Raw genomic sequence first — 24,358 nt, 5'->3', positions numbered from 1 at the left:
CTGGTGGCCGCCCGTCGGACCACGGGAACAGCGGTGCCCGGCACGCCACCGGGCACCGCCGCCCGCTGCACCGTGACACCGCCGCCACCCGGCGCAACGGACCCGGCCGCCGAGGAGCGCTGCACGCCGGGAGCCGTCCCGGGCACGGAAGTACCGGGACCAGGGGCGGTCTTGGAGGCGCTGCCTGTCGGCGCAGGGGACGCGGCCCGCCGCAGCGGTACGGCCGCGGGAGCGGTCCGGCGCTGCACGGTTCCCCGGCCGGGAGCGGGCAGGGCGGAGGTCAGTGCGCGTGCGGGCGTGAGCGCGCGTACCGAGGGACGCGGGCTGGGTGTGTCGGTCCTCGCGGACCGGCCGGCCGGGCGCCGGTCCGTGACCGCACGCTGCACGGTGGCCACGCCCGGGACGGCGGGTTGATCACCCGGCACACCCGTTGCCGGGCCACGCCCCGCCCCGGGAGCGGGAAGAGGGGCGGTGACGGCAGAGACGGCAGTGACGGGGGGAGAGACGGGCGAGGAGACGGAACGCTGCAGAGGAAGGCCTCCCGTCGCCGCTGCCGACTCGGGGGAGGTAGAAGGACCGCTGTGGGTCCCGCTTTCCGGAGCACTCGGCTGTCCCGCCGGGGCCCCCGTCATGCGCTGCACCGGCGCCGGCAGCGCGGAACTCGGCGCGCGCACGGGACTCGGCGCGCGTACGGGGGAGTTGCTTCCCGCGGATGTCGTCGCCTGCGGAGGCGGAGCGGACAGCGGTGCGCCCAGGCCCGACCGCCGACGGGGCGGACCCGCCGCCGGGCTGACGGCGGGTGCCGCCGGTGCGCCCGGGCTCGTACGCCTGGAAACGTCGGACGTGCCGCGCCGGACCGGCGCGACCGGTCCGGCGGCGGAACCGTCCGGCGCTCGCTGCACCGAAACGGACGCGACGGGGGTCGGGCCGGAGGCAGCACCTGGACCGGGTACTGCTGCTCCGGGACCGGGAGTTGCCGGACCGGCGGCGGGAACCCTCGCCCCGGAGCCCAGGGACGGCGGTCTGGAAGCGGGAGCTGCCGGACCTGAAGCGGGCGACGTCGGCCCGGAACCGAGCGATGTCGGACCTGAACCGGGCGCCGGTGAACCCGAGTCGGCGCCGCCCGGCCCCGCGGACGTGGCCGCCGGGCCGGTGGAGCCGGTGCGCGCCCTGTCCGTGTCGGGGGCGGCGACCGTGGCGTTGGCGTCGGCGTCGGCGGTGGTCGCGGTGCCGGTCGTCGTCGTAGCGTCCGAAACGGACGGCGGTGTCGTCACCGGCAATGCCCGCCGCTGTACCGCAGGCAGCGTCCTGCGCTGTACCACCGGCCGGGCGGGAGCCCTGGTCAGCGGAGGCGGGGGCGACCCGGCGGGCCGGGGCGCGACAGGGGTCACTCGCGGCCCCGTCGCGCCGGAGGCCGTGCCCGGGGCGCTCAAGCGCTGCACGGGCACCGCACCGGCCCCGCCGTCCGCCGCGCCGAGTGTGGCCACCGGCAGGGAGAGTGAGGGGAGTTCGAGCCCGGAGGCGGGTGCCGCCGTGGTGGCGAGCACGCCCTTGACCAGCCCGCCGGGCGCCCCGTCGAGGACGGCGTGCGACAGCGTGCCGGTGAAGGAGGGGTTCTGCCAGGTGGTCAGCCGGCCCCCGAAGCCCGCGTCGGCGACGGAGCCCGGCCGGGCCGTGGCCCGCTGGATCGGCGGCAGCGCGGGCCAGGCGGCAGCCCGGACCGCACGCGCGCCGTCCCCGGGCGTGGCAGTGCCGACCCCGGAGACACCACTGCCCGCGGACACATCGCCGGTCCCGGCATCCGTACCCGTACGGCCCGTACCTCCGCCCGGAACCGAGGCACCTGCCGGCCCGGACCCGGACACGCCGACGGAACCGCTGTCGGCCCCGCGCTCCCGTTTGCCGCCCCGCAGCCGATCGAGCCGATCAAAGAGGCCCACGCCGTGTCACCCTTCCCCGGCGCCGCGGTGGACGAGTGCCGCGATCTGTTCCGTGAACCTGCGCCGGTCGCGGTGTTCGAGGTCCAGGATGTTCTCCAGGCTCCAGTGGAAGTGGTAGGCGATGTACGCGATCTCCTCGTGGATGCGATCGGTCGCGTACGTCACGATTCCCCCAGGCGGCTCCCGCCGAGTTCGACCTCGAACGGCTCCTCGCAGTGCGGGCAGGTGACAGCGGCGCGGGTGTGGCCCTCGGCGTTGACCTGGCGGTAGAAGTCCTGCAGGAAGGCGAGGTCCGAGGCGAACATGTTCTCCACCACCCCGTCGTGCACCAGCGGCAGTGTGCCGAGGCGGGTGACGACCCGGCCGAGGAGGACGACGGACAGGTACGCGGGGTTCTCCTGCACCCGCATGTCCCGCAGCGGGATCAGCTCGTCGCGGGCGGTCGCGAGACGCATCACGCCGTGCCGGTGCACGGTGCCGGAGTCGTCCACGTACCCGCGCGGCAGCTCGAACTCGAACTCGGTACGCAGGGGTTGCGGGGCCGCGGCCGGAGCCGGAGCAGCGGTCTGCTCCGGCTCCGGCAGGGCGGTCGCCTCCGGCACCGGTTCGGCGACGGCCGCAGCCGCGGCCGTCCTGGGAGCCGTACGGCGCATTACTCGATGACCAGTTCTTCGAAGGTGATGGTCACGGTCTCGGTGAGCGCGGACGCCTCGCCGGCCTTGACGGTGCTGGTGTCGATCTTGCTGCACCAGGCGTTGCGCATGTTGTAGCGCTTGACCGGGTTGTTCATGTAGTCCATCACCATGATGGTGGCGTTCTTGCGGGCGGTGCTCATCTGACCGGCGACGGACTCGGTGATCCACTGGTTGAAGGCCGCGGACTGCGTCATACCGCGGACGACCGTGCAGGTGCCGGCCTTCTTCACACCCGGCAGCTTCTTCGTGACGGGGATGCCCTGCGAGGAGACCTGCTGGTACTCGATGACGTCCTGCTCGATGCTGAGGCCGCTGACCTCCGCGAGGTACTCGACCATCACGCCGTCGATCTGCAGGCCGAAATTATGCGAAGTAAGGGCGTCACCCGGCTGGAGACTCATCTGTTCTCTGTCCTTCTAACGGTTCTTGGGCGTACGGGGCGGAGCGGGCGGCGGATCGCCGCCCCCGGGGCTACTCCTCCAGCTCGCCGCTGCCGCTGGAGAACTGGGCCAGCCGGAAGATCACGAACTCGGCCGGCTTGACGGGCGCGATGCCGATCTCGCAGATGACGCGGCCGAGGTCGACCGACTCCGGCGGGTTGGTCTCCTCGTCGCACTTGACGTAGTACGCCTCTTCGGGCCGCGAGCCGAAGAGGGCGCCGTTGCGCCACTCGTTGACCAGGAAGGCGGAGACATTGCGTCGGATCCGGGCCCACAGGGCGTGGTCGTTCGGCTCGAACACCACCCACTGGGTGCCGATCAGGATCGACTCCTCCAGGTAGTTGAAGTACCGGCGGATGTTGAGGTAGCGCCAGGCCGGGTCGGAGGACATGGTGCGGGCGCCCCAGACGCGGATGCCGCGGCCCGGGAAGGCACGGATGCAGTTGACGCCGATCGGGTTGAGCAGATCCTGCTCGCCGCGGGTGATCTGCAGCTCCAGGTCCACCGCGCCTCGTACGACCTCGTTGGCGGGCGCCTTGTGCACACCGCGCTCGGAGTCGTTGCGGGCCCAGATGCCGGCGATGTGGCCGCTCGGCGGGATCAGGCGGGACTGTCCGCTGGCCGGGTCGAAGGCCTTGATCCAGGGGTAGTACAGGGCGGCGTACTTGGAGTCGTAGCCGGCCGTCTCCTGACGCCACACCCGGATCTGACGGGCGTTGAGGCCCGGCGGCGGGTCGATGACCGCGACCCGGTCGCCCATCAGCTCGCAGTGCGCGATCATGCCGAGCTGGACGGCCTTGACGGCCTCCAGGTCGATGGCGCCGCGCTGGTAGGCCGCCATCAGGTCGGGGACGGCGACCATGGAGATCTCGTCCACGGCCTCCAGGCCGCCGAAGCCGGTGCGGTCGGCGGAGTCGCCGAGGTACTCGGCGGGACCCGGCTGGCGGTCGTCCGCCGGGGCGGAGACGGCCGGAGCGGGGGCCGGGGCCGCCAGCGCCACGGTCTGGTTGTCGGGCCGGACGAGCTGGGCGGCGGGCGCGGCCTCCTGCACGGCGATGAGCTTGGAGCGCTCCTTCACCTGCGTGACGACGTAGTTGCGGCCGCCCTTCTTGGCCGTCACGTCGAACGTCTCGACGGGCCTGTCGCCGTCCTTGACGATCAGCTTGAAGCGCTCGGCGGGGCCCTCGCCCTCGGGATCGGCCACCTCGACGCTCAGCGAACCGCCCGCGACGGCGCTCACCGTGAAGGTACCGAGCTGCTTGGGCTCACCGGGCGGCAGCGCGGCCTGCGCCGGGGCCCCCGTGACGGCGGCCGGGGACGCCGACTCGCCGGAGACACCGCCGGGCGTACCGCCCACCCGGACCACATAGGCGGCGCTGCCGCCGTTGTTGAAGAACCCGTAGACGGAGTGCGCGAGGTAGTACCCGTCGGTGAACTCACCGAAGGCCGCCACGTACTGCGTCCAGTTGGTCACCAGTGTCGGCTCGTTCAGGGGGCCGGCCGGGGCGAGCCCGACGAAGGCCGCCACCGAGGTGCCCACCCCCTCGATCGGACGCGAGCCGCTGGCCACCTCCTCGACGTATACGCCGGGTGACAGGTAGGACGGCATGCTCTGCTCTCCTCGGGGGTACGAGATGGGACGTCACTCACCCTCACGCGCGAAGCGCGCGCGCCGAAACGTCTTTACGTGCCTGGTCGGGGGCAACTTTGTTGCCCGCAAGGGCAAGAAGAAACGCTGCCCTCAGGACTGCCCTGGAGTGCGTTCCCCATGAGGGCGCGGGCCGGTATGCCTTGGAGATTGGTGCACCCGCGTAGTCCGAGGGGAGTCCTAGTGCACGCGCAGGGCAAGGAGACCGACAAGACCCGTGGCCGGACGGACGAGAGCCGCCCGTCCGGCCGGGCTCCCGCGCCGGGGCCCGCCGCGGGGCTCCTGGCGCTGCAACGCGCCGCCGGCAACGCGGCGGTGGCCCGTGCCGTCGAGGAGCAGCGCCACGAGCACGACGCGAACTGCGGCCACGGGCCCTCGGTCCAGCGCTCCGCGGTGCACGAGGTGCTGCGGTCCCCGGGGCGCCCGCTCGACGCGCCGCTGCAGACCGAGATGGAAGGCCGGTACGGCGGCGAGGACTTCAGCGGTGTACGCGTCCACACCGACGCGGCGGCCCAGCGGGCGGCGGCGCAGATCGGTGCGAAGGCGTTCACCTCCGGATCGGACGTGGTCTGGGACGGTCAGGACAAGCACGTCCTCGCCCACGAGCTGGATCACGTCCGCCAGCAGCTCCGGGGCTCCGTTCCCGGTACCGACAACGGCTCCGGGCTGATGGTCTCCGATCGCCGTGACTGGGCCGAGGTCGAGGCGGAGAGCAACGCCCGGCGGGTGATGAGCGGGGCGCCGCCGGTGCAGCGCGCGGTCCGCCACGGGGCGGGGCACAGCGAGTCGGGAACGGCGGAGGCGGCGGCGCCGGCGATCCAGCGCACGGTCTGGACGTACAACGCCAGCACCCAGACCCGCTTCGCCATGGGAATGCCGGCGTCGGGCGTCTGGCAGGACGAGACCAACCCCGCCCAGACCGCCACCTCCGCGGAGTTGGGCGTCGGGGTCGAGGATCCGCACCACGGGGACAAGTACGACGACGTCTCCAGGCGTCACTTCGGCAGCGGGAACGTCGACTTCTCGCAGCGCGGCACGATCCCCGACACCCCGCAGGCGCACCGGAACGGCACCGCGTACAAGGAGCGCGAGGCCAAGGTCCGCAACGCGCTGGTGGACGCGAAGAGGCAGCTGGCGTCGGCCATCGACATGCTGAGGGCGGCCGGTCCCCCCGGCGGCCGGTTGCTCGATGCCCTCAGGTCCGGCTTCCCGGGTCTCCAGCAGGCCTCACCGCAGCAGATCCAGCCGCTCCTGCCCCATGTCGCGGAGGTACTCACCCGGGTCCAGGCGGGTCTGAACGCGTCGGGCGCGCAGATCGCGCTGGTGGGGGAGACCCCTTGGCACGACCTCGGCGCGTTGGGGGCCGACCAGGCCAACGTGGCGGGTTGGGTCGCTCCCACCGTGGGGGAACGCCTGCGACCCCACGACATGAAGAGCGAGGATCTGCCGACCATGGACGCGGGGCGCGGGGGCCCGATCAACCTGCGGACGATCGGCGAGAACGTCTGGTACATCATCCACGAGGCCACCCACCGGTTCGCCGGCACGCTCGACTTCCAGTACAGCTCGTACGAGCACGAACTCAGCGAGGACCGGGCCGACATGGGGACGGCGCACAGCCTGGGCTGGAGTCAGCAGGAGTTGGCGGAGTACTCCGCGGACAGGCTGGGCAGACGAGCCGCCCGCGACCCGGACGAGTACACCGGCCAGGACGAACCGGCCCACCCCGCCAAGCAGTTGAACTGGTACGCCCTGGGCAAACGAGCCCTGATGAACGCCGACTCGTACGCGCAGTTCGTCACCGTGGTGAACGGAGGGACGTTGCCCCGGCGCTGACGGAACCACACCCACCTGGCGCCGGTGTCCCGCCACGGACCAAGAGGGCACTGTGCCTTCCCTGTTCGTGCAGCGGGCCATACCCCCGCGGCCACTGACCGTGCACCGTGGCTGCGGCTAGCGTCGACTGGTGAGCCTTTGGACTTCGCTGGAGCCTGCCTCCAGCACTGTGGACCCTGGCGGCAGCACCAAGGTGCGGCTGCGGTTGCGCAACACCGGTGACGTCGTGGACGAGTACCGTTTTGAGCCGGTGGGTGATGTGGCGCCCTGGACGTCGGTGGTGCCGCATACGTTGCGGCTCTATCCGGGGACGACGGGGACGGTGGAGTTGACGTTCGCGCCGCCGCGCAGTCCGGATGCGGCGGCGGGTCCGAATCCGTACGCGGTGCGGATCACGCCGACCGAGCATCCTGAGGCGACGACGGTTCCCGAGGGGAATCTGACGATCACGCCGTTCACGGAGGTGCGGGCCGAGCTCGTGCCGCCGACGGTGAAGGGGCGTTTTCGGGGGCGGCCGAAGCTGGCGGTCGACAACCTGGGCAACACCAAGCTCACGGCGTCGATCAGCGGGAGTGACAACGGGGATCATCTCTCGTACGACATCCACCCGAGCAACATCCAGATCGAGCCGGGACGCGCGGCCTTCGTCAAGACGACGTTGAAGCCGCGGCAGATCATCTGGTTCGGCTCGAAGGAACAGCGGCCGTACACGCTCGCGATCCAGCGCTCGGGGACGAGTCCGCAGCCCGTCGAGGGTACGTATGTGCAGCGGGGGTTCCTGCCCCGCTGGCTCGCCACCTTCCTCGGTGTCTTCATGGCGCTCGCGATCACCTTCGTGATGCTGTGGCTCGCCTACAAACCCCCGGTACGCAGCGCCGCCACGGAGAAGCTCCAGGAAGCCGGCATCAGCACACTCCCGGCGCCCACCCCGACGCTGCCCGCGCCGCCGAGTTCGGCGCCTGCGGCGGAGCCGACTGCCCCCCAGGCCGAGCCGACGCCGGAGACCAGTGCCGGCGGGGGCGGAGGCGGCGGGGGCGGAGGCGGCGGTGGGGCGGTGGCCAGCCCCAAGCCGTCGACCAAGACGGTGACCGGGCCGCTGCCCGCGTCCGACATCGTGCTCAGGAACGCCACGACCAAGAAGTGCGCCGACATCCCGGGCTATGACAAGGGACAGGTGAACGGCTCGGTCAGGGAGTACACCTGCGACGGCACCACCAACGACAACCAGCTCTGGGACCTCGAAGTGCGGGAGGAGGGCGCCGGTCCCGAGAAGTCGGACCTCTTCCAGATCCGCAACGTCAAGGACCAGATGTGCATGGATCTGCCCGACTTCGGGGCCAAGCCCGCGCGGACGGGTGTGTTCGAGTTCCAGTGCAACGGAACGACCGCCGACAACCAGCTGTGGTGGCTCGACAAACAGGACGACGGCCACTACTGGATCCGCAACTACTCCAGCAACCACCTGTGCCTGGACGTCGCCGGCTACAGCACCGGCGGCAACGACACACCGTTGACGCTCTTCACCTGCAGCAACGCCGACGATCAGGAGTGGGACATAGTCCACCCCAACTAGATAGGGGCCCAGGTGACCGAGAGGCCGTTCCGGCCGACGGAAAAGGGCAGTTCGCCGCAGCTCTTCGGGCACCGGTCCTGCCCCGAGGCTTGCTGACGGGAGCCCGTCGCCGGTCATAGCGTCGACTGGTGAGCCTTTGGACTTCGCTGGAGCCTGCCTCCAGCACCGTGGACCCTGGCGGCAGCACCAAGGTGCGGCTGCGGTTGCGCAACACCGGTGACGTCGTGGACGAGTACCGTTTTGAGCCGGTGGGTGATGTGGCGCCCTGGACGTCGGTGGTGCCGCATACGTTGCGGCTCTATCCGGGGACGACGGGGACGGTGGAGTTGACGTTCGCGCCGCCGCGCAGTCCGGATGCGGCGGCGGGTCCGAATCCGTACGCGGTGCGGATCACGCCGACCGAGCATCCTGAGGCGACGACGGTTCCCGAGGGGAATCTGACGATCACGCCGTTCACGGAGGTGCGGGCCGAGCTCGTGCCGCCGACGGTGAAGGGGCGTTTTCGGGGGCGGCCGAAGCTGGCGGTCGACAACCTGGGCAACACCAAGCTCACGGCGTCGATCAGCGGGAGTGACAACGGGGATCATCTCTCGTACGACATCCACCCGAGCAACATCCAGATCGAGCCGGGACGCGCGGCCTTCGTCAAGACGACGTTGAAGCCGCGGCAGATCATCTGGTTCGGCTCGAAGGAACAGCGGCCGTACGCACTGGCGATCCAGCGCTCGGGAACCAAACCGATCGACGTGGACGGCACCTACGTACAGCGGGGGTTCCTGCCCCGCTGGCTCGCCACCTTCCTCGGTGTCTTCATGGCGCTCGCGATCACCTTCGTGATGCTGTGGCTCGCCTACAAACCCCCGGTACGCAGCGCCGCCACGGAGAAGCTCCAGGAAGCCGGCGTCAGTACGCTGCCGCCCAGCGCCTCGGCGTCCGCCGTGCCCTCGATGCCGTCCTTGCCCACCACCCAGGCTCAGGACACCCCCGTGGCGCCCACCACCCAGGCCGCGAGTGGCAGCGGAGGGGGCGGAGGCGGAGGTGGCGGCGGCGGTGGAGCCACGGCCGAGGCCAAGCCGAAGGAGACGGTCCAGCCTCCGGAGGACACGGCGGCGACGGCCGTCGCCCAACTGGCCGCGGACGACCCAGGCCGGCACATCTGCTACCGGGCCTTTGTGACGGGCAAGGGCTGGACGAAACCGGTGTGCGACGGCGCCATGGCCGGCACGGTGGGACAGAGCCGCCCGCTCAAGTCCCTCAACATCGCCGTGTCGGACACCAAGGGCACGGCTGCCACCGCCTTCGTCTACGACCCCCTGTCGAGCAACGGCCTCGGTCACTACAACGCGCCGTGGAAGGGCGCGGCCGACGGCATCGACCTCTACATCGGCAGCACCAAGTCGGACGCTCCGAACCTGCTGGGCTTCGCCATGAACGTCGGTAACAGTTCAAGCGTCGTCTGCCAGACCGTGCACGTCCACAACTCGGGCTGGCTCGGCATGGCCTGCGACGAGCCCGGCGGGGACAACTTCATCTTCGGTGGCACCCTGAGCAACGCGTCCTGGCTTGAGGCCGTCAAGTTCACCGTGTGAACAGGCCGTTCAGGGCGTGAGGCGCCCCTGGCCCAGGTGTGATCCCGCGCGCCGTGCTTCCCCGCGAGCCCTACCACCGGGACGACATCGTCACCATCGAGGTGCAGGCCAGGATGTCGGCGGTCAGGACGCGGGGACCGGCTCCGACGGCGCGGCCGACCAGGGTTCCTCCTCGTCGGCCGCGCCCTCGATTTCCTGCGCGTCCGCCTCGCCGCGGGCGCCCGCCCCCGTGTGCTGCGCGTGCTGGTGCCGGTGACCGCGCGCGGCGAGCCGTACCTGGGCGGGAGCCGGTGGCGGCTCGAACTCAGCAGGCGCCGACCGCAGTTCGGCCCCGAGCGGGCCGGACATGTCCCGCCGTGCCGGTCCTGCATCCACGGCCCGGACCGCCTCCGTCGCTGTCGAATATTTGGTGCCGTGCCGGTCGATGGAAGTGCAGACTCGTCCTATGGCGGACATACGCGCATTCCGGGACGCGGTCAGCCGCTGGGCGGCCGGCGGTCCCGGCGAACCGGCGAGTGATCTGGCTGTGCAACTGGGGCTGCGGACGGCGGTGCTGCTGGAAGGACCGAGTGACCTCGCGGCCGTCGAGGCGCTGGCCGCACGGCGTGGCCGGGACCTGGCCGCCGAAGGGGTGTGCGTCGTGCCGATGGGCGGGGCGATGAGTGTCGGCCGCTACGCCGGTCTTCTCGGACCGCCCGGTCTCGGCCTGCGCCTGAGGGGACTGTGCGACGAGAACGAGCAGCGCTTCTACGACCGCGGCCTGAAGCGGGCCCGGGCACCGCACCGGGACTTCTTCGTGTGCGTGGCGGACCTGGAGGACGAGCTCATCCGCGCGCTGGGCACGGAGCCCGTCGAGGAGATCATCCGGGCCGAGGGAGACCTGCGGGCCTGGCAGACCTTCCTGCGCCAGCCCGCACACCACGGTCGGCCCCGGCAGCAGCAGTTGCGGCGCTTCCTCGGTACGAAGAAGGGCCGCAAGATCCGCTACGGCCGTCTCCTGGTGGAGACCCTCGACCCCGGACAGGTACCGGCCCCGCTCGACGACCTCGTCGCGAGCCTGTGACCGACGCACGAGAGCGCGGTCACAGCCACGTTGGGCGCTCTGTCCTGCTGCCGGACCGCCAGGAGGAGCATGAAGCGCGGATGCGCAGACCGTCGTGGCTGGGTGTGCCGGGCTCGGCGGTCAGGGTGATGAGCTGCTGGTCGGGGTCGGCGGTGCAGGTGAGGAAGGACCAGTCGAGGGTGAGCCGGCCGGCGATCGGATGGTGCAGGACTTTCGTGCCCTTGCCCTGGACGGCGACGCGATGGGCGCCCCACCACCGCCGGAAGTCGGGGTCCTGAAGGGACAGCTCGCCCACCGGTTCGGCCAGCCGTGGATCTTTCGGGTCCCGGGCGGCCTCCATGCGCAGCTGCGCCAGGCTGATCTGTGCCACCCAGTCCCGGTCCGGGTACAGCGCTCTGATGGCCGGTTCGCAGAAGACCAGCCGCACGAAGTTGCGTCTCCTTTCCGGGATCCGCGCGAAGTCGGTGAACAGGGCGGCGGCCATGGGGTTCCAGGCGAGGATGTCCGTGCGCCGGCCCAGGACGACGGCCGGCGTGGTGGACAGGTCGTCCAGCAGCCGCTGCAGCTCTGGCTGACCGCCTCGCGCAGCGCGCCTCCGGAGGATCTGCCGGCCGACTTCATCCCTGCGGACCTTGCGACGGACCAAGGAGTGGCGGAGCTGGGCCGACGGGTCCTCGACAGCGTGGGTGGGGTGGATGTCCTGGTCAACAACGCGGGCGCCGCGAGCGCCCCGGTGCCGACCCTGGAGCGGTCCGACGAGTCGTGGCGTGCGGATCTGGAGATGAACCTGCTCAGTGCCGTCCGGCTCGACCGGGTTCTGGTTCCGGGGATGGTCGAGCGGGGTTCCGGCGTGGTCGTGCACGTCTCGTCGATTGCGAGCCGTCTGCCGCAGCGCACCGAGGTGTCCTACGCGGCGGTGAAGGCTGCGCTCAATGCCTACAGCCGCGAGCCGGCGACCGAGGTGGGCGAGCACGGGGTGCGCGTGGTGTGTGTCCTGCCGGGCTCTGTGGCCACCGAGGGCGCCGTCGAGCACCTCCAGGTCATCGCCGATCGGCAGGGCGTTGGCGTGGACGAGACGCGGCAGCAGATCGTGGATCGCCTGAACGTGCCGATGGGCCGGCCCGGCGATCCCGAGGACGTGGCGGAGATGATCGCATTCCTCGCGTCCGGCCGTGCGAAGTGGCTCACGAGAGCCGAGTTCCGGGTCGACGGCGGCATCATCCCGGTGGTGTGACTTCGAGGCCGAGCAGGAGGGAGGACGGCCGAGCAGGAGGGAGGACGGAGAACAAGCATGAACATCAACCTCGGCGCAGTGATCATCGACGTTGCCGAGCTGGATCCCGAGAGTGCGTTCTGGCACCGGCTGCTGGGCGGCTCGATCGCGAACACCGCAACGCACCACTTCCTCCGGGATGACGGCCGGGCCGAAAGGGTCGGCAAGTCGCCTCGACAGACAGGTCGGTAGGGGGTGCGCTCAAACTTCTTGCGCTGTTTGGCCAGAGCCTCGGCGCGTCTTCGATGCTCTGTGCTTCCTCGTCGGAGTTGACACCCTTGGGGTGCGTCCACTGCCCGAACAGTCGTGACGGGTCCCAGGTCTGAAGAGGGAACAGTCACCTTCCCCCTGCGTCCGGCACCGTTCGACGCGCACTCCTCAAGATCGGAAGGCGGCACGCTGACAACATCATGCCCAGAGCGTGTCACACGTGATCCTCACAGCGGTAGACCGCACAGCGCACCTTTCGGCGAACATCTCCGGTGCGTAACGCGTTTACATAAAGAAGGTCAGCTCGCCGTGGATGTCATGTGACATCACGTGACGGGCCATCGGGTCCGCGGCCGCCGCGCATCCGGTGCGCGTACGCTGTGATGTGATCGCCATACCGTGAGTCGTGAGTAAGGAGTCGACCGGCCATGTCGGACAGCACCCTGGCCCCCGAAATCCAGCAGGATCTGTACGCAATCTCCCCGGAGAGTCAGAAATTACTGTTCACCGAGGCCAAGACGGCCTATAGCTTCAGTGACGAGCCGGTGGGCGAAGACCGCCTCCGGGCCATCTACGAACTGTTCAAGTGGGCTCCGACCTCGGCGAATATCAATCCGATGCGCATTTTGTACGTGCGTACCGAGGAGGGAAAGCAGCGGCTGCAGGCCGGGGTTGCGAAGCCCAATCAGGAGCAGACGGCTGCGGCTCCGGTCACCGCGGTGCTGGCCGCGGACACGCAGTACCCGGAGTACGTGCCGTTCCTCGCGCCCTCCAACCCGCAGTTGCGCCAGTTGCTGGAGGCCAACCAGCAACTGCGCGAGTCCCAGATGGACTTCAACGCGGTGCTCCAGGCCGGCTACTTCGTACTGGCCGTCCGTGCGGCCGGGCTGGCCGCCGGGCCGATGAAGGGCTTCAACGCCGAGGCGGTGGACCAGGAGTTCTTCCCCGACGGCCGCTGGAAGTCGATCCTGCTGGTCAACATCGGTTTCCCGAGCGCCGAGGCGTACCGGGACCGGCTGCCGCGCCCCTCGTACGAGCAGGCGGTTCAGCTGGCCTGACCTTCCCTCCGTGTCAGACGGGGGCCGTCGTCATGTCGGCCCCCGTCCGGCGGCGACGCCCCCAGCCACGCACACCGACCCCCACCGCAGAGCGACGATTCTCGGCCAATCACCGGCCAACCCCCTCGCCCAGGCCGCCCATACGATGCCCGGCCCAGCCGACAAAGGACCACGCTGCTCCAGCCGAAGAAGGTGGCGTGATCGTTTCGTGACCTACGACTCGTTCGCTTGACAGCGCGGAGTGCCGGGAATTATGCATAAGGTCCGACAGTTTCCCCTCATCTGATGCGTGTCACAGCCGTCTGCATGTCTGCATGCTGTTGAAATAGAAGACTCCGGCCTGCCACGCGCTTTCCCTCACTCAATCTCCCCCGACGTAATACGCCACGGGCAGCGCGCGTGGGCGGCATGCCCGCGCCGCTGTGGAGTTCTGCCTGCACGTCATTCGCTTTCGCGTGGACAGTCCTACGATCGGCCACGCGTATCGAGAAATTTCGGGATGGGGCGCCTGTGAGCCTGACGGAATGCCGCGATTTCACAGCCAATGCCGGTCGTCCGCCGGTCGGCTTCCGGAAAAACCAGGAGAACCAGGGAAACGACGGGGACGACCGGCCCGGCGCTGGCCTTTCCCATCTGGTCGAGCGCGACGACATCCTGGCCGCCCTGGGCGAACTGCTGGCCGAGGCCTCGCGGGGCAAGGGGCAGCTGGCCGTCGTGGGCGGGCCGTTAGGCAGCGGCAAGAGCAGACTGGTCCACGAGTTCCTCGAAGCCCTCGAACCGGGTGGTACCCGTGTCCTGCGGGCCACCGCCTCGCTGCGGGAACATCAGCTGCCGTTCGGCGTGGTGACCCAGCTCCTGCACGGCATGACGCTTCCGTCGCCCAACCGGGACCGCATGCACGCACTACTGTCCTCCGTGGTCGAGCGCACCGTCACCCAGGGGGAGTTCGTCGGCGGCGACCAACAGGCCCACGTCGTCGACGTGTTCCAGAAACTCACCGTGAAGCTGGCGCACCTGGCCGAGACCACGCCCCTGGTGATCTGCGTCGACAACGCCCACTACTTGGACTCGCCGTCCCTGCACTTCCTCGCCGGCATCGTGCCCTGGCTGCACTGCGCCCGCATCCTGGTCCTGCTCACCGACGACCAGACCCTGCGATGGCCGCGTTCACCCCTGCTGGCGGGGCTGCTCTCACAGAGCCCGAACGCACACCGGATCGCCTTGACTCCCCTGAGCCGGAGCGGAGTCGACGCCCTGGCCACCCGACTGCTCGGACCGCAGACCGCCACCCCCCGGCTGACCGCGGAGCTGCACGGCATCAGCGGCGGCAACCCCCTGGCCGTCCAGGCCCTCGTCATCGACCAGCAGGTCGGCGGCGCGAGTTACCCGGAAGGCTACGGACAGGCACTGCTCGACCTCGTGGCGCACTCCCGGCCCTCGATGCTGTCCGTGGTACGTGCCCTCGCCGCGCTCGGCGGTACGGCGGCGGTTGCGGACGTGGCCCGGCTGGCCGGGGTGGACGCCAAGGTCACCGGCTGGGCGCTGGACGCCCTGGTCAGCGCGGGCATGCTCACCGAACGGTACGCGTTCCGGCACCCGGTGGCCGTTGCCGCCGTACTGGACGACATGCCCGCCGACGACCGCGCCGCACTGCACCGCGCGGCCGCCGAGCTGCTGCACGAGGCCGGCGCACCCGCACTGACGGTGGCCAGACAGCTGATGAGCGCCGGGGACCCCGGCATCGACTGCGCCACCGACGTTCTGGTCGCGGCTTCCCAGGAAGCACTGGCGACCAGCGACGTGGGAACGGCACTCGACTGCCTCGACCTCGCCCAGCGTACCCAGGCGGACGGCCGCACCGCGGCACGCATCCGCGCCCGGCTCGGCCGGCTGGAGTGGCAGCTCAAGCCACAGGTGGCCGTCCGTCATCTGCGCCCCCAGTTACGGGACTTCACCGCCGGCCACCTGGACCGGCTGGAGACGTCCGAACTGGTGCTCACCCTGGCCGAGGCCGGTGCCCTCGACGAACTGACCACCCTGCTCGACGTGCTGCGCGTCCGCTCCCACCAGGGCACCGGACCCGGCACCGAGGACATCCGCCCCCTGACGAACTGGGCGGCGATGACCTACCCCTTGCACACCGGGCTGCGGAAGCTGGCCCACTCCGTCGCCGCGGCCACCGCCGAAGCCGCCCCCTGCCACGACCCGTGGCTGCCCTCGGCCGTCGCCCTGGCCGACGACCTGGTCCGCGGACGCCACGACCAGCTGGTGCACCGCGCCGAACTCCTGCTGCGCACCTTCCGCCTCGACCACGGCTCGCTGTGGAACGCCGAATCCGGAGCGCTCGCCCTGCGCGGGCTGCTGCACGCCAACCGCCTGGACGAGGTCGTGGCCTGGTGCGAGAGGCTGGAGGCCGAGGCCGCCGCCCACCACGCCGTCGCCTGGCAGGGCAGATTCCTCGCGATGCGGGCCGAGGCCCACCTGCGCCAGGGAGACCCGGTCTCCGCGCACGACCTGGCCGCCCGCTCCCTGGCCCTCGTACCGCCGCAGGGTTGGGGCATAGGCCTGGCCGGGGTCCTGGGCTGTGCCATCCTGGCCGCCGTCCAGTGCGGAAGGCTGGAGCAGGCGGAGAAGTACGTCGCGCAGCCGATACTCGAACAGGCCCTGCACAGCCGCTACGGCGCGCAGTACCTGCACGCCCGGGGCCACTACCGGCTGGCAACCCACCACCCGCAGGCCGCCCTCGCGGACTTCCTGGCCTGCGGCCAACTCGCCGAAACGGGGCACGCGCCCGGCACCGAACTGGTCCCGTGGCGGACCAGCGCGGCCGAGGCATGGCTCGCCCAGGACGACCAGGACCAGGCCAAACGCCTGGTACGGGAACAACTGGCCCGGCTGCTCCCCGGCCCGTCCCGGGCCCGCGGGCTGTGCCTGCGTACCCTGGCGGCGGTCAGCCGGGTCACCCGCCGTCCCCAACTGCTCACCGAAGCCGTCGACATGCTCAAGGACAGCGGGGACGACTACGAGCTGACCCGGGCGCTGATCGACCTCAGCACCGCCTTCAAGGACACCGGCGACCAGCGCAACGCCCGCCGGGTCGCCCACCGCGCCTGGCACCTCGCCAAGCAGACCGGCGCCGAGCACCTGTGCCGGGAGGCCGCCCTCGAACCCGTCGACCCCGAGGCCATGTCGTCCGCGAAGCAGCGTCAGGGCCGGCTGTCCTCGCTCACCACACAGGAGCGCAGGATCGCCTCCCTGGCGGCCAAGGGCCATACCAATCGGGAGATCGCCGCGAAGCTCTACATCACCGCGAGCACGGTCGAGCAGCACCTCACGCGGGTGTTCCGGAAGGTGAATGTCAAACGGCGGCAGGACCTGCCCTACCTCATCTGACTCCCCGCTCCCGCCAACAGTCCGGAGCCGAACCGGTCGACCAGTGCCGTCAGTTCACGTGAGACGCGGGCCGCACCGTAGATGTGGTGGTCCGGGCGCACCAGAAGGAACCGCGCCCGCACCGCCCTCAGCAGTGGCAGATACACCTCGTCGACGTCGACGACGGCGCCCGGAGCGGCCTCGGCGCCCGCCGGCACCACGTGCACGACACTGGTACCGAGTGCGGCGAGGGAGGCGAGCCGGGACTCCTCCAGCGCCGTACCGGGATCAGCCGATCCCAGCAGCACCGGACCGGTGCCCACCACCTCGTCGAACAGACCGGTCACGCCCTCGTGCCGCACCCGGCCCTGCGGCAGCACCTCCCCGGCCGGCGGCACCGGCGCCCTACCGACGCCGGTGTAGAGCAGACCGGTGCGCAGCGGCGTACCCGCGCCGTTCCCCCTGCCGCGGCCGGTGTCCGCGCCCGCCAGCAGCGAGGCGTCCCGGCTCGCGGCCGCGGCGGCGTCGGTCACGCACAGGACCCTGCCCAGCCGCACCGAGGTGTCGATGGCCTCCCGCACGTGGTCGGCGCGCTCACGCTGATAGGTGTCCAGCAGGCCTTCACCGGCGGCCCCGCGCAGCACCAGGTCCAGTTTCCAGGACAGATTGAGCACGTCCCGGATGCCCGCGCACATGCCCTGACCCGTGAACGGCGGCATCAGATGGGCCGCGTCCCCCGCCAGCAGCACCCGCCCCCGCCGCCACTCGTTGGCCCACGCGGCCTGGAAGCTGTAGACGGTGTGCCGCCGCAAGGTGGCGTTCTCCGGCCGGACATCGAAGCGTTCGAGCAGCCGCCAGGCCGTCTCCGCCCGGTTCAGCTCCGCCACGCTCTCCCCGGGCAGCCGCATGAACTCCCAGCGCCGGCGCCCCGGCCCGCTGCCCACCGCCGTCGTCGGACGGGCCGGATCACACAGCTGCACATTGAGCGGAGAGAACACCCGCGGTTCGTGCAGCACCACATCGCACAACAGCCAGTCGAAGGAGAAGCCGAGATCCGTCCTGCCCACTCCGACGCGCTCGCGGACGAAGCTGTTCGCCCCGTCGCATCCGACGACCCAGGAGGCGCTGCACCGCAGCTGCCCGCCCGACGTGTCCCTTGCCGTCAGCTCGACCCCACTGCCGTCGTCCACCAGGTCCGTCGCGGTGTACCCGCGGAACACCCGCAGACCGGGCAGCCGTTCGGCGCGGGCGCACAGCACCGCCTCCAGCGCGGGCTGGTGCATCGTGGTCGTCTCCGGCCAGCCGTGCGCACCCCGCTCGGCGAGCTCGACCCGCAGCAGTGAGCCGCCTTCGGCGTTGCGCCAGTCGTAGGCGTCGGCCGGCAGACCGATCTCCGCGAACGAACCGCCCACCCCCAGCGACGCGAGGGTCCTGGCCGTCTCCCCGTCGAAACTGGTCGCCCGGGGCAGGGCGTACGGGGTCTCCCACCGCTCCACCACCACCACGCGCCAGCCCCGGGCGGCCAGCAGGATGGACAGCACCTGACCGACGGGACCGTAGCCGACGACGAGCACATCCGCTTCCGGCACAACAGGCTGTGGACCAGAGCCCGCAGGGCGCATTCCGCTTCTCCCTCCTCCGGTGCGGCGAACGTACCAGCGCAAGCCGGCCCGACGACGCCGAAGGAGCCCGGCGATCAAGAAGTAAGGGGGGATGAGGGGGGCGAATCAGGGGATCTTCGTCCTCTTCCCGGCGTGAGGCTGTGGGTAGGCGAAGCCGCTGAAGCATCACCCGGAACTCTGACCACGGGAGTGTAAAGGCAGCATGCTGCGTGCTGAACTGATCCGCCCCATCCAGGACCTCCTCACCGAGCAGAGCAGCCGTTTCGGCGACAAGACCGCCTACGTCGACGCCCGGCGGTCCGTCAGCTACGCGGACCTGGAGGCGCGCACTCGCCGGCTGGCCGGCCATCTGGCCGAACTGAGCCTGCTGCCGGGCGACCGTGTGGCCATGTTCCTGGGCAACCGCGTGGAGATGGTGGAGAGCTACTTCGCCGTGGTCCGCGCCGGCGGAATCGGCGTTCCGGTCAATCCGCACGTCTCCCGGACCGAACTGGAGCACCTCCTCACCGCCAGCGGCAGCCAGGTCGTCATCACCGACACCGCCCACCTGCCGCTGCTGCGCCGACTGCACCCTGGGGCGAGTCCGCTGACGGTACTGGTGGTGGGCGAGGACCCGGTACCGCCGGGCTGCCTGTCCTACGAGCGGTTCGCCACCACCGAGTCCGGCACACCGGCCCGTGACAACCAGGGGCTCGACGACATCGCCTGGATGCTCTTCACCTCCGGCACCACCAGCGTGCCCAAGGGCGTGCTCGCCACCCAGCGCAACTGCCTCTGGTCGGTCGCCGCGTCCTACGTACCCGCGCTCGGCCTCACCGCCGAGGACCGTGTGCTGTGGCCGCTGCCCCTGTTCCACAGTCTCTCCCACATCGTCTGCGTACTGGCCGTGACGGCGGTCGGAGCGACCGCCCGGATCACCGACGGGCACTCCGCCGAGGACGTACTGGAGCTGTGGGGCCAGGAGCGTTCCACGGTCATCGCCGGAGTCCCCACGCTGTACCACTACCTCGTCCGCGCCGCCAACGCGCCCGGCTTCACCGCGCCCCAGCTGCGCGTGGGCCTGGTCGGCGGCGCCGTGACCACCGCCGCGCTGCGGCGCTCGGTCGAGGACGCCTTCGGGGCCCCGCTCATCGACGCCTACGGCAGCACCGAGACCTCCGGCTCGATCGCCATCAACTGGCCGACCGGCCCCCGGGTGGAGGGCTCCTGCGGACTCCCCGTGCCCGGCCTCGCCCTGCGGGTGGTCGACCACCGCACCGGCCTGGACGTACCTGACGGCACCGAGGGGGAGGTGTGGGTCCGCGGTCCGAACGTCATGGCGGGCTACCACAACCAGCCCGAAGCCACCGCCGAGGCACTGCGGGACGGCTGGTTCCACACCGGCGACCTCGCCCGCCGCGACCGCGACGGCTATCTGACCGTCACCGGACGGCTCAAGGAACTCATCATCCGCGCCGGGGAGAACATCCACCCGGTCGAGGTGGAGGACGTCCTGCGGATGGTGCCCGGCGTGGCCGACGCCGCCGTGGCCGGCAAGCCGCACGACGTCTTCGGCGAAGTCCCGGTGGCCTTCATCGTCCCCGCCCCCGGCGGCTTCGACCCGGCCCAGGCGCTCGCCCTCTGCCGGGAGAGGCTGTCGTACTTCAAGGTCCCCGAGGAGCTGTACGAGATCGCGCGCATCCCGCGCACCGCGACCGGCAAGGTCACCCGGCACAAACTGCTGGACGGCCCGGCACGGCTGCGAGCGGTCGGCAACACATACCACGACGCGCTCTTCCGCACGAACTGGACACCCCAGCCCTCCGCCCCCTCGCCCCGGCCCGGCCGCTGGGCCGTGCTCGGCCGGCCGAACCCCCGGCTCGCGGGCCTGCTCCGGGCCGCCGGTACCGAGGTGACCGGCTACATCGACACGAACGATCTGACAGCGGCGGTGGCCGCCGGGTCCCCCGCGCCAGACGTGGCCCTGCTGCCGACCTCCGCGGAGACCGAGACGTTCTCCAGGGAAGCCGGGGCGTGGTTGTCCTCCGCCGAACTGTCCGACGCGCTGCTGGTGGTGCTCACCCGGGGCGCCGTGGCCACCAGCACGACCGAGGACGTACGGAACCCGGAGCGGGCCGCGCTGTGGGGCCTGGTGCGCTCCTTGCAAGCCGCTCATCCGGGACGTATCGCCATCGTGGACCTGGACCTGGACCTGGACCTGGACCTGGACCTGGACCTGGACCTGGACGCGACGGATGACGAGACGGGTGACGAGGCCGGTGAAGAGGCCGGTGAAGAGACGTTCGTCCCCGGCCTGTTGGCCACGGTGGCATCGGGCGAGGCCCAGAGCGCGATCCGCTCCGGCGTCGTGCTGCTGCCACGGCTCGAACGCGTCGCCCTGGACATGGGCCTGGAGCCAGAGCAGAGCACCTCCGTGTCCCTCGACCCACAGGGCACCGCAGTAGTCACCGGAGTGGACACCCGGCGTGGGGCCGTGATCGCCCGGCACCTGGTGACCGGTTACGGCGTCCGCCGGCTGCTGCTGATCGCCTCGCCAGGGCAGGGCGGTCGGGCCACCGAACTGTGCGACGGGCTCACCGAAGCCGGAGCCGATGTCCAGCTCGTCGAATGCGACCTGGACAACCGTACGAAGCTGAAGCGGGCGCTGGCCAAGGCCACCAGCCCTTTGAATGTGGTCGTACACGCCTGGGAGGCCGTGGACGAGCCGTCCGACGGTCGAGTGGCCACCGAGGCCAGGACGCTGCACGAACTCACATGGCACCCCGACCTCACCGCGTTCGTGCTGTTTTCCTCGACCAAGGGGCTGCTGGGCGCGGCGGGGGAGACCACCGAGGCGGCATCAGCAGCCTTCCTCGACGCCTACGCCCAGCATCTGCGCAGGCAGGGCATACCGGCCAAGTCCATCGCCTGGGGGCCCTGGGAGGGGGAGACCGACGGCACGACCGGTGCGCTGAGCCCGCAGCAGGCACTCGCGGCCCTGGACGCCGCCCTGGCCGTGGACCAGGCCCAGCTCGTCGCGATGAAACTCGACGCGGCCGCCGTGCCGACCGGGACCTCCTCTCCGCTGCTGAAGGACCTGATCGATGTCCCGGTCCGCACCGCCACCGTGGACGAGGCCGTCACGGTCGCCCTGCGAGAACGCCTGACCCATGCGCCCGAGGCCGACCGCGACCGACTGCTCACCGATCTCGTCCGCGACCACCTCGCCGGTCTGCTCGGCCTGACCGACAAGCGGACCGTCGAGCCGGACCGGGCCTTCACCGACCTGGGCCTGACCTCGGTCACCGTGGTGGAACTGCGCAACCGGCTGAGCGAGGCCACCGGGCTCCGCCTGCCCGCCACCTCCGCCTTCGACCACCCCACCCCGGCGGCGCTGGGCAGCATGCTGCGACGGGAGCTGTTCGGCGGTACGGCCACGGCCACGGCCGCCGGACCGGGACAGCCGGCACCGGTTCTGACCTCGGCCGCTGCCCAGGACCAGGTCCCGGTTGCGGTCCACGAGCCGATCGCGATCGTGGGGATGGCGTGCCGGCTGCCGGGCGGGGTGGCCTCGCCGGAGGACTTGTGGGAGCTGGTTCTGGCGGGGGGTGAGGGGACCGGGGAGTTCCCGGAGGACCGTGGCTGGGACCTGGAGCATCTTTTCGATCCGGACCCGGATCACCCGGGAACGAGCTACGCACGGCAGGGCGGCTTCCTCTACGACGCGGGGGAGTTCGACGCGGAGTTCTTCGGTATTTCGCCGCGTGAGGCGTTGGCGATGGATCCGCAGCAGAGGTTGCTGTTGGAGACGTCGTGGGAGGCGTTGGAGCGGGCCGGGATCGACCCGACAGCCCTGCGCGGTAGGGATGTTGGTGTCTACTTCGGCACTCTCAACCAGGACTACGCCACCAATGTGGACACGGTCCCCGAGGGGGTCGAGGGCTATCTGATGACGGGCAGCGCGGGCAGTGTGCTGTCCGGGCGGGTGGCCTACACCCTGGGTCTGGAAGGGCCCGCGGTGACGGTGGACACGGCGTGTTCCTCGTCTCTGGTGGCGTTGCATCTGGCGGCGCAGGCGTTGCGGTCGGGGGAGTGCTCGATGGCGCTGGCCGGTGGGGTGACGGTGATGGCCGGTCCCGACGCCTTCGTGGAGTTCTCCCGCCAGCGCGGGCTTGCCGCCGACGGCCGCTGTAAGTCGTTCGCGGCGGCGGCCGACGGCACGGGATGGGCCGAAGGCGTGGGTGTGCTGCTGGTGGAGCGGCTGTCCGACGCGCAGCGCAACGGTCATCGGGTGCTGGCCCTGATGCGGGGCAGTGCGGTGAATCAGGATGGTGCGTCGAATGGTCTGACGGCGCCGAATGGTCCGTCGCAGCAGCGGGTTATTCGGCAGGCGCTGGCGAATGCGGGTGTTGCCGTGTCCGAGGTGGATGTGGTCGAGGCGCATGGTACGGGTACGGCGTTGGGTGATCCGATCGAGGCGCAGGCGCTGTTGGCGACATACGGTCAGGGGCGGTCGGAGGGTCGTCCGTTGTGGCTTGGTTCGCTCAAGTCGAACATCGGTCACGCCCAAGCCGCTGCGGGTGTGGCGGGTGTGATCAAGATGGTGATGGCGTTGCGGCATGGGGTGTTGCCGCGGACGTTGCATGTGGATGAGCCGTCGCCGCAGGTGGACTGGTCGGCGGGTGCGGTGGAGTTGCTGGTGGAGCAGCGGGTGTGGCCGGAGGTGGGGCGTCCGCGGCGGGCTGGGGTGTCGGGGTTCGGGGTGAGCGGGACGAACGCTCACGTGATCTTGGAGCAGGCTCCGGAACGGACGGGGGAGGACGCCCTGGTGCCGTTGGAGATTCCGGGTGGTGTGGTGCCTCTGTTGGTGTCTGCACGAGGTGAAGGTGCGTTGCGGGCGCAGGCGCGGCGGTTGCTGGATTTTGTTGAGGGTCACCCTGGGGTGGGTGTGGCGGAGTTGGGTGTTGCGTTGGGTGTGGGTCGTGCGGGGTTGTCGGATCGTGCGGTGGTGGTGGCGGGGGACCGGGGTGAGGTGTTGGGGGGTCTGGCTGCGGTGGTGGAGGGCGGTGGCCAGGTGGTGGGCCGGGTGGGTGTGTCGGGCCGGGTGGTGTTTGTTTTTCCTGGTCAGGGGGCGCAGTGGGTGGGGATGGGTGCGGAGTTGTTGGGGTCGTGTCCGGTGTTTGCGGAGGGGATGCGTGAGTGTGCGGGGGTGTTGGATCCGCTGACGGGTTGGTCGTTGCTGGATGTGGTGCGTGGTGTGCCGGATGTGCCGGGCGGTGTGTCGGATGTGCCGGCCGGTGTGCCGGGTGTGTTGGGTGGGGGTGTGGGGGCGGGTTGATGTGGTGCAGGTGGTGTCGTTTGCGGTGATGGTGTGTTTGGCGCGGGTGTGGGTGGCGGCGGGTGTGGTGCCGGGTGCGGTGGTGGGTCATTCGCAGGGGGAGATTGCGGCGGCGTGTGTGGCGGGTGGGTTGTCGTTGGAGGATGCGGCGCGGGTGGTGGTGTTGCGCAGTGGGGTGATTGCGGCGGGGTTGTCGGGTGGGGGGGGGATGGTGTCGTTGGGGGTGGGGCTGGCTGAGGCGGAGCGGCTGGTTGGGGGGTGGCCGGGTCGTGTTGAGGTGGCGGCGGTGAACGGGCCGTTGTCGGTGGTGGTGGCGGGTGAGCGGGCTGCGTTGGATGAGTTGGTGGCGGGGTGTGAGGCGGCGGGGGTGCGGGCCCGTCGGGTAGAGGTGGATTATGCCTCGCACACTGTGCAGGTGGAGGCGGTTGAGGAGGAGCTGGCCCGGGTCCTGTCGGATGTCAGGCCGGTGTCTTCTCGTGTTCCGTTTTTCTCCACGGTGGAGGCGGGGTGGGTGGATACGGCGGAGTTGGATGGCGGGTATTGGTATCGGAATCTGCGGGGCAGGGTGCGTTCGGGTGAGTCGGTGGAGCGGTCGGCGGGTGATGGGTTCGGGGCGTTTGTTGAGGTGAGTGCGCATCCGGTGTTGGCGATGAGTGTGGAGGCGGTGGCTGAGCGGGCGGGTGTGGGGCCGGTTGTGGTGGGTGGGACGTTGCGGCGGGGTG

The 24,358-nt window shown here is 70.7% G+C and carries 15 protein-coding genes and 2 pseudogenes; 10 read left to right on the top strand and 7 right to left on the bottom strand.

The features are described from left to right. Nucleotides 1-1,946 precede the first annotated feature (1,946 nt). The 4 genes from RV986_RS02525 to RV986_RS02510 form a co-directional block, all read right to left on the bottom strand. Complete coding sequence (locus RV986_RS02525) at nucleotides 1,947-2,105, bottom strand: DUF6760 family protein (RefSeq protein WP_475915788.1); 159 nt, start codon at nucleotides 2,103-2,105, stop codon at nucleotides 1,947-1,949. Further along, nucleotides 2,102-2,593, bottom strand: coding sequence for a hypothetical protein (locus RV986_RS02520; protein WP_475915787.1), 492 nt, complete (start codon nucleotides 2,591-2,593; stop codon nucleotides 2,102-2,104). The genes RV986_RS02525 and RV986_RS02520 overlap by 4 nt, the downstream gene beginning before the upstream one ends. Next, nucleotides 2,593-3,036, bottom strand: a complete 444-nt coding sequence (locus tag RV986_RS02515; RefSeq protein ID WP_054230236.1) for a phage tail protein — start codon at nucleotides 3,034-3,036, stop codon at nucleotides 2,593-2,595. The genes RV986_RS02520 and RV986_RS02515 overlap by 1 nt, the downstream gene beginning before the upstream one ends. A 70-nt stretch (nucleotides 3,037-3,106) precedes the next feature. After that, nucleotides 3,107-4,684, bottom strand: a complete 1,578-nt coding sequence (locus tag RV986_RS02510) for a phage tail sheath subtilisin-like domain-containing protein (RefSeq protein ID WP_475915786.1) — start codon at nucleotides 4,682-4,684, stop codon at nucleotides 3,107-3,109. Between the two features lie 222 nt (nucleotides 4,685-4,906). On the opposite strand from RV986_RS02510, the gene RV986_RS02505 reads away from it, so the two are divergent. From RV986_RS02505 to RV986_RS02495, 3 genes are all read left to right on the top strand, one after another. Continuing rightward, nucleotides 4,907-6,559, top strand: coding sequence for an eCIS core domain-containing protein (locus RV986_RS02505; RefSeq protein WP_475915785.1), 1,653 nt, complete (start codon nucleotides 4,907-4,909; stop codon nucleotides 6,557-6,559). Between the two features lie 130 nt (nucleotides 6,560-6,689). Beyond that, nucleotides 6,690-8,132, top strand: coding sequence for an RICIN domain-containing protein (locus RV986_RS02500; RefSeq protein ID WP_475915784.1), 1,443 nt, complete (start codon nucleotides 6,690-6,692; stop codon nucleotides 8,130-8,132). 128 nt (nucleotides 8,133-8,260) lie between these two features. Then, nucleotides 8,261-9,721, top strand: coding sequence for a hydrolase (locus RV986_RS02495; protein ID WP_475915783.1), 1,461 nt, complete (start codon nucleotides 8,261-8,263; stop codon nucleotides 9,719-9,721). 123 nt (nucleotides 9,722-9,844) lie between these two features. Here RV986_RS02495 and RV986_RS02490 read toward each other — a convergent pair whose 3' ends face one another. Further along, on the bottom strand, nucleotides 9,845-10,096 hold the full coding sequence (locus RV986_RS02490) for a hypothetical protein (RefSeq protein WP_475915782.1): 252 nt from the start codon (nucleotides 10,094-10,096) through the stop codon (nucleotides 9,845-9,847). Nucleotides 10,097-10,166: 70 nt separating this feature from the next. Here RV986_RS02490 and RV986_RS02485 point away from each other — a divergent pair, with 70 nt between their 5' ends. Beyond that, nucleotides 10,167-10,784 (top strand): TOPRIM nucleotidyl transferase/hydrolase domain-containing protein, encoded by a 618-nt coding sequence (locus tag RV986_RS02485; protein ID WP_475915781.1) that lies wholly within the window; start codon nucleotides 10,167-10,169, stop codon nucleotides 10,782-10,784. A gap of 19 nt (nucleotides 10,785-10,803) precedes the next feature. On the opposite strand, the gene RV986_RS02480 is transcribed toward RV986_RS02485, so the two are convergent. Then, nucleotides 10,804-11,430, bottom strand: coding sequence for an MmyB family transcriptional regulator (locus RV986_RS02480; protein WP_475924163.1), 627 nt, complete (start codon nucleotides 11,428-11,430; stop codon nucleotides 10,804-10,806). Between RV986_RS02480 and RV986_RS02475 the strand changes: the two are divergent. From RV986_RS02475 to RV986_RS02460, 4 genes and pseudogenes are all read left to right on the top strand, one after another. Then, nucleotides 11,356-12,018: pseudogene (locus RV986_RS02475) on the top strand (oxidoreductase); the annotation flags it as partial. The gene RV986_RS02480 and the pseudogene RV986_RS02475 sit on opposite strands and share 75 nt — an antisense overlap. A gap of 57 nt (nucleotides 12,019-12,075) precedes the next feature. Continuing rightward, nucleotides 12,076-12,249 carry a hypothetical protein gene (locus tag RV986_RS02470; RefSeq protein WP_475915780.1) on the top strand — a complete coding sequence of 58 codons (174 nt, stop codon included), beginning with the start codon at nucleotides 12,076-12,078 and terminating at the stop codon, nucleotides 12,247-12,249. Between the two features lie 446 nt (nucleotides 12,250-12,695). Further along, nucleotides 12,696-13,325, top strand: a complete 630-nt coding sequence (locus RV986_RS02465) for a malonic semialdehyde reductase (RefSeq protein WP_475915779.1) — start codon at nucleotides 12,696-12,698, stop codon at nucleotides 13,323-13,325. 510 nt (nucleotides 13,326-13,835) lie between these two features. Then, on the top strand, nucleotides 13,836-16,718 hold the full coding sequence (locus RV986_RS02460) for a helix-turn-helix transcriptional regulator (RefSeq protein WP_475915778.1): 2,883 nt from the start codon (nucleotides 13,836-13,838) through the stop codon (nucleotides 16,716-16,718). On the opposite strand, the gene mhpA is transcribed toward RV986_RS02460, so the two are convergent. After that, the gene (gene mhpA / locus RV986_RS02455; RefSeq protein ID WP_475915777.1) at nucleotides 16,706-18,286 is read right to left on the bottom strand and encodes a bifunctional 3-(3-hydroxy-phenyl)propionate/3-hydroxycinnamic acid hydroxylase MhpA; all 1,581 of its coding nucleotides are present in this window, start codon (nucleotides 18,284-18,286) and stop codon (nucleotides 16,706-16,708) included. The genes RV986_RS02460 and mhpA overlap by 13 nt on opposite strands. Before the next feature lie 235 nt (nucleotides 18,287-18,521). Between mhpA and RV986_RS02450 the strand changes: the two genes are divergently transcribed. Together RV986_RS02450 and RV986_RS02445 are read left to right on the top strand one after the other, a co-directional pair. Next, nucleotides 18,522-23,636 carry a beta-ketoacyl synthase N-terminal-like domain-containing protein gene (locus RV986_RS02450; protein ID WP_475915776.1) on the top strand — a complete coding sequence of 1,705 codons (5,115 nt, stop codon included), beginning with the start codon at nucleotides 18,522-18,524 and terminating at the stop codon, nucleotides 23,634-23,636. Next, nucleotides 23,542-24,354 (top strand): annotated as a pseudogene (locus RV986_RS02445) (acyltransferase domain-containing protein); the annotation flags it as partial. The gene RV986_RS02450 and the pseudogene RV986_RS02445, both read left to right, overlap by 95 nt. Nucleotides 24,355-24,358 lie beyond the last annotated feature (4 nt).

This window comes from Streptomyces sp. RLA012, assembly GCF_056270325.1.
This window is presented reverse-complemented; position numbering and strand designations above follow the sequence as displayed.